The following is a 6,186-nucleotide window of genomic DNA, read 5'->3' on the forward strand; positions in this document are numbered from 1 at the left end:
TGCTGACGACCCACGTTGTCCTGATGAATATATCGAGGAATTATATCCAGATTCTTAACTTACGCTAAATCAAATCGTGGAACATTGCTTAAATATTAAGCGTGGAACGTTCTAATTCACGTAAAAAGCCCAACTGGTGAGAGTTGGGCTTTTTGTTTTTGTTTAAATTATTGAATTTTATAAGATAATAAAATTGATTTCGTATAACGTGTATTATGTTAATTTTAGAAATTCTTTATATTTATGCTTGCATTAAAATCTTGCAAGCATGAGTAAATTCTCTTATGCTTGCATAATATAAATGCAAGCATAAGAGAATTTACTCATGGAAAAAGATCCAAAAAAAATTAAAGCTGCTAAAGCAAGATCAGAAAGTTTATCTTCCCAATCAAGATCAGAGATTGCAAAGAAAGCTGCTGCAGTACGGTGGGATAAGCACAATAATATTCCCCAATCTCAACATTCTGGTGAATTAAAAATCGGAAATATGATATTCCAATGTGATGTTTTATCCGATGAAACTCGCGTTATTACGCAAAGTGATTTCATGAATGGAATGGGAATGTATTACAGCGGATGGATTTCAAAAAATCGAAGCGAAGATGAGCTAGAAGCAAACATACCTCAATTTTTAGCAATGAAATCTTTGAGACCTTTCGTCCAAAAGCATTTAGGGGATTTTGAAGCGATAACTTTAGATTACAGAACTAAAAATGGGAATATTGCTAGAGGTATTAGAGCAGATACAATTCCTCATATTTGTGAAGTATGGTTAGATGCAGATGATGAAATTTCATTGGGTACTAGACAGAAAATCATAGCTAAAAATGCTAAGGAAGTGATTAGAGCTTTAGCTAAGACAGGGATTATAGCTCTTGTAGACGAAGCTACTAAATATCAAGATGTTAGAGCTAAAGATGCTTTAGCTAAGATATTTGAAGAATTTTTAACCAACGATAGACAAAAATGGGCTAGAACATTTCCAATTGATTTTTATAGAGAAATTTATAGACTAAGAGGCTGGAAATTTGAGCCTTGGAATACTAAAAGACCTGGTGTTATTGCAGCTTGGACCAATGATTTTATTTACGATAGATTAGCTCCTGGTATTACAGAAGAATTAAATAGAAAGAATCCTATAGGTGAAAATGGGCATAGATCTGCTAAGCACCATATGTATTTTGATCCAGATAAAGGACATCCTAAATTAAAGGAACATATTTCGGGTGTAATTGCATTGCTAAAAGCGTCAGATACATGGAGTGGCTATAGAAAATCTCTTGATAGAGTTTACCCAAAATATACTTTAAGCTCCCAATTAGACCTAGATTATGACGTTTAAATAATCCATCTAACCTAGAGACATCTAATTAAGGTGTTTCTAGTTATTTTTGATCTCCATTAATTTAATATTTTTAAATTCAATTACATATACTTTGCACCAATTATAAAAATCCTATTTTGTATAACTATGTGCAAATAAAAACCACAAGATAACTTGTATTTATAATTTACATATATAAGTTACAATGTTAATTTATTAAAATATTTTAATTTGATAAGGTTTTAAAAAATGGGATTCGATGACTTTTCTCATATGGACAGAGCAAAAGAAAAATTAATGGCTTATGTCTTACATACAGAATTTGGTTATACAAAAGCTAGTATTGCTCGACTTATGGGAATTAGCCCTCAACATATGGGGCAATGGATCAGAGAAGCAAACTATGAAATACAAATTAGGAATTTAAGCAATGAAGTTAATGCTCTAAGACAAGAACTATTAGTCCTCGGGTACACTCCAATTAAAACTCTAGATGCAAATGATTTTTCTAATTTTTAAAACGAAGAAAGCTCACCATAGGTGAGCTTTCAAATTTTTTGTCTATAGCGAAGGTCGACTAGAACTTGATAAATCAAGGGAAGAAGAGCACTTCAGACTCTATATGCACATTCTAATACTTATTTTTAATATTTAAAAGCATCTTTTGTATGAAAAATTTAACACAAACTTATTCAGCTCTTAATTTACATCTAACACAATCACGTCTACATCCCTATAAATTAACCTTTGATGTTAATAATGATCATGAGTTAATGGGCGCTTATATCTGGAGTCAACAAGTTGCAGCAACAATGTATCCTCTATTTCACTTTATAGAAATATTTGCTCGAAATGCAATTGATAAAGCAGCTAAAAAAAGATTTGGTGACTACTGGTGGGATACTTTTGAATATGATCATGACGATAAAAGCTGCGAAAAATTTATCGGTAACATCAAACGTGCAAAGAGAAGTCTAAAAAATAATTGGGAAAGTGCCGAACGTGAAAGGTTGGGATTAGACTTTGATGATCCAATACCTACTCCTATTCCAACTTTTTCACATGATCAAATAATTGCTGCAACTGAATTTTCTACTTGGACTTTTATTTTAACAAATGGCTTCTTTAAACCATCAAATTCTAGCTCATCTCAATACTTATGGCCTAGTTCTCTTGGTAGTGCTTTCCCACAATATAATAAAGTTAGCTCAAGTCCTGTAGATGCCCTAAAGCATATGCATGATTACTTAACAGATATTAGAAAGTATCGTAATAGAGTATTTCATCATGAACCAATTTGGACTAAAGGTAGTACCCATAGACTTACATCTATTAGAGCAATACAAACTATTCGTCAAAAAATCACCAAAATGGAATATTTTTTAGAATTAATGGGGAAGCGTTTGCACAAAGAATTTATGACCACTAATTTAATAAATCATTCTAAGCGAATTTGTTCATTACAAGAACTATATATGTATCAAAATAAAGGGAAATATGTGCAATTTACAACAAAGCAAAAACGGTTATTAAGAAAAAAATTATCTATAGCTCAACAAGAAACTGTATTTATTTCATACAATGAAAAAGTGTTTGGATTAACTCATATTATTTAACTTGTACGAAAGGCTCCTTCTGGGAGTCTTTCAATTATTTAACATAAAATCTCTTAGACGAAATAGAAAGATACAGATTGATGATCAGGCAGCACAACAAGCTAAAACATTACTAAAAAGAGCTGTTATCTGATAAGGCTTATTTGCTATCACTTTATCAGTCCTTTTTTCTTTCTTCGATAGTAAGTTGCTTGACTAATTCCTAGTTTTTCCCACGGCTTCATAGAACGCTCTGAATCAGCTTTAGCACCTCTCTTGGACTTAGCACCACCTTTAGCACCACGTTTAGCTTGTATCTGACTAAAATTACCATAGCTGAACCGTTGCCAAACCCACTTCGCAATGCTTTTTGCCGTAGCTTTTACTTCACTGTAGGGTAAAGGCTCCTCAAACTCGCTGTTAATCGCTTCTATTTGCGCTTTAACTGCTTTTTCCCACTCGTAGCTAGAGTTATGGTGCATATAGTCCCTTATCGCCTTATAAGCCCAATAACGACCTTTCTCAAACATGGTTACGTTACGCCCTAAACCAACAACTTCAAGTTTTTTAGGCAGCTTCTTCGGTAAATCGACAAACTCAGCAAGGTAATCAAGCGTGTAGGCTTCTTTCGTCCAGTACGTTGTACGCCATTGGGGATGTAAAGGATTCTTAGTGATCAATTGAGAGTAGCCAACATCTGACCCCATTTTGAGCGCATAGGCATAATAAACTGCTTGAGCGTACTTAATCGCTTTGATACTAGCAAACTCACTTGTACAAAGCGGTATCTCTAGTTTATAGCAGTGATGACAATGGCCATTAAGAGGATTCTGTGTTGTCCAAAAAGGCTTTGGCAAACCTGCGTCAAACCAAGACAAGGCTGAATCGTCCTTGTCATCATCAAAGACAAAGTAAATAGTGGTGAGGGGGGGATTTACTTGAATATAGGGCTTTTTAATCGCAATAGATTTAGTACGAATAAGCATGTACCCGGGTTTTTCATCCATGCAGTATGGGTTATAAGGTAAATTTTGATAAAAAAATGTCCAAAATTCGGAATCTTTTAGGTTGTTATATTGCATTTACAACAGTATCCACTTGCATTGCCTGCAAACACTGCTAAAATTAAACCAAGTTTTGGGTGTTTTAATTTTAGTGTTTTCAAGCATTTATTAAAATTCCGAAAAAAAACAGGTTTGCAGACCTGTTTTTTTTCGCCTGTCAAAAATCTATCACACTTAAATATCTAAGTAAAACTTTGATTTTTAAAATAAAAAATAAATATTTTTAAATATACAATTAAACCCTATTAAGTATTTTTCCTTAAACCCTATTAGGTATTTTTCCTTAAACCCTATTAGGTATTTTTCCTTAAACCCTATTACGTATTTTCCTTAAACCCTATTACGTATTAAAAAGGACTTGGGTCATCAAAATACGATGCTGAATAGTGCCTTTGCTTCTCTGCCTTTAAACGCATGTGGGCTTCGTAATACTCAGAATACATTTCCTCGATATTGAATCTACGATGCTCTTGAATCATGGTTTTAAGCTCATCTAATTCCTGCATATCATCCTCATCTTTGGAATACATCAGATATGGAGGAATCATTGGAACTTCTTTCAAGGCTTTGCCATATTGCGTGTTGTAATCTTTGGTCGATAAACGTGATACCAAACTCGGTACTTCAACCATTTCGCCTTTGATCTCGATGGTCTTGGTCGGTGCATATTTCTTTAAGATCTGATTAATCTGCTGCTCAACAATTTCTCTAAACACTTCGATATGATCACGACCATAACCCAGTACATCAGCCGTGAGCTTACGAGTTCCACCACGTTCAGGTGCTTTACGATTCCACTGTTTAAAGAATTGCTCCGGAGAACGCTCAATACCATCTAAACCACGTTCAGAATACATGATGTGCAAATGTGGTTGATCAATGTCGCTTAATGACCCTGCATGGCGATGTATGGCAGCAGAATAGGGGAACTGATGCTGATCACAGAGTTCTTGAATCAAAGCCTGAGAAAGTTCGATGCGCTGTTCAGGACGAATATGGTTAGGTAAAGCAATGACCACTGTCGTTGCAATGCGCCCTTTCTCACGTTCATAAAGATCTGCTGTCTTCCAAAAATTTGCATGATCCAATTTAACCCAAGATGGCATGTTTCCATGCTGTTCAAACTCAATCACTTCATTTGATTTACGCTGACTAAATTGACCTGTCCGAGTCAAATAGTGATAAGCCGCTTGTGCTGATGCCGATTTAATTGTCCTGCCTGTTTGGGTCAAGTAAGTCGATTTGGTCAGATGCTTAAGCCCTGCAAAAAACATAAATCGCTCCTATTTTTTTGACCCCGTAGGGCGAGTGAGAGTGTGTTAAATTAAATCTTCGATTTAATTTAACACACGGAAACGAGATATTTAATTAATTTAATTTTGACAAATTAAATTAATTAAATTCCTTGCACATCGTTTATTACAAAAAATATGATGGTTAAATCTGTTTAAAAAGAAGATATAAAATGGCTAAAGCGGGTAGAAAACCAATTGACTTTAATGATAATGCAGAGCTGTTAGGCGAGCTTGACACGTATCTTTCTAGCCTTAAATACCTTAAAGCGAATGACAAACGCTGCATCCAGTTCTACAAGGAATTTGCTGGAGGTGAAGTACCAAAAGAAGACCAAAAATGGCTATTGGCTTTACGTCGAGATATGCTTGCTCAACGCAAGCGAGATGCTCTATTAAAAGAAATTTCAGCCAAAGAATATGTTTCAGAGTTAGAAATGTTGGCATGGCAACTTAGTCAGAATGATGATCGAGATAGCTTCTTTAACTTACAAAAGGTTTTAGATCTACTGCTGTCCAAGAAAAATGAAAAACAGACCTTTAACACCAAGAAAAAGGAATTAGAGCGTAAAATTTACGAGCAAGAGAAAAAGCAAGTTTCAAAAGCAAAAATGGAGAATCAAAAAAAGTTCTTTTTAGGCGGTCTGCTGCTGAAGCTGCATAAACAACTTGAGCCTAAACAAACAGAACTTGAGTTTTTAAGAACTTTACTTGAAGGTTATGGAGTTATGAGCCCATTCCCTTATGACAAAACTTGGCTACTACGCGACTTACTTCGAGAACTTGCTGACGACCCACGTTGTCCTGATGAATATATCGAGGAATTATATCCAGATTCTTAACTTACGCTAAATCAAATCGTGGAACATTGCTTAAATATTAAGCGTGGAACGTTCTAATTCACGTAAAAA

Annotated in this window: 6 protein-coding genes; 4 read left to right on the plus strand and 2 right to left on the minus strand. The window is 34.7% G+C overall.

Going from position 1 to position 6,186, the window contains the following annotated elements; all coding sequences use genetic code 11:
* Positions 1-325 precede the first annotated feature (325 nt).
* The 3 genes from CYK47_RS14715 to CYK47_RS14725 all read left to right on the plus strand — a co-directional run bounded on the left by CYK47_RS14715 (position 326) and on the right by CYK47_RS14725 (position 2,940).
* Positions 326-1,342 (plus strand): P63C domain-containing protein, encoded by a 1,017-nt coding sequence (locus CYK47_RS14715; RefSeq protein WP_122902533.1) that lies wholly within the window; start codon positions 326-328, stop codon positions 1,340-1,342.
* A 231-nt stretch (positions 1,343-1,573) separates the two neighbouring features.
* Positions 1,574-1,843: a helix-turn-helix domain-containing protein gene (locus CYK47_RS14720; RefSeq protein ID WP_122902534.1), complete on the plus strand. Its 270-nt coding sequence runs from the start codon at positions 1,574-1,576 to the stop codon at positions 1,841-1,843.
* A 149-nt stretch (positions 1,844-1,992) separates the two neighbouring features.
* On the plus strand, positions 1,993-2,940 hold the full coding sequence (locus tag CYK47_RS14725) for an Abi family protein (protein ID WP_122902535.1): 948 nt from the start codon (positions 1,993-1,995) through the stop codon (positions 2,938-2,940).
* Between the two features lie 149 nt (positions 2,941-3,089).
* Here the strand turns inward: CYK47_RS14725 and CYK47_RS14730 are convergent, their stop codons facing one another.
* A complete protein-coding gene (locus tag CYK47_RS14730; RefSeq protein WP_122902536.1) occupies positions 3,090-4,001 on the minus strand; it encodes a replication initiation protein in 912 nt (303 codons plus the stop codon).
* A 329-nt stretch (positions 4,002-4,330) separates the two neighbouring features.
* Positions 4,331-5,257, minus strand: coding sequence for a MobA/MobL family protein (locus CYK47_RS14735; protein ID WP_122902537.1), 927 nt, complete (start codon positions 5,255-5,257; stop codon positions 4,331-4,333).
* Positions 5,258-5,448: 191 nt separating this feature from the next.
* Here CYK47_RS14735 and CYK47_RS14740 point away from each other — a divergent pair, with 191 nt between their 5' ends.
* Positions 5,449-6,117 (plus strand): hypothetical protein, encoded by a 669-nt coding sequence (locus tag CYK47_RS14740; RefSeq protein WP_122902538.1) that lies wholly within the window; start codon positions 5,449-5,451, stop codon positions 6,115-6,117.
* Positions 6,118-6,186: the final 69 nt, after the last annotated feature.

The organism is Acinetobacter sp. B51(2017) (assembly GCF_003711395.1).
GTDB lineage: Bacteria > Pseudomonadota > Gammaproteobacteria > Pseudomonadales > Moraxellaceae > Acinetobacter.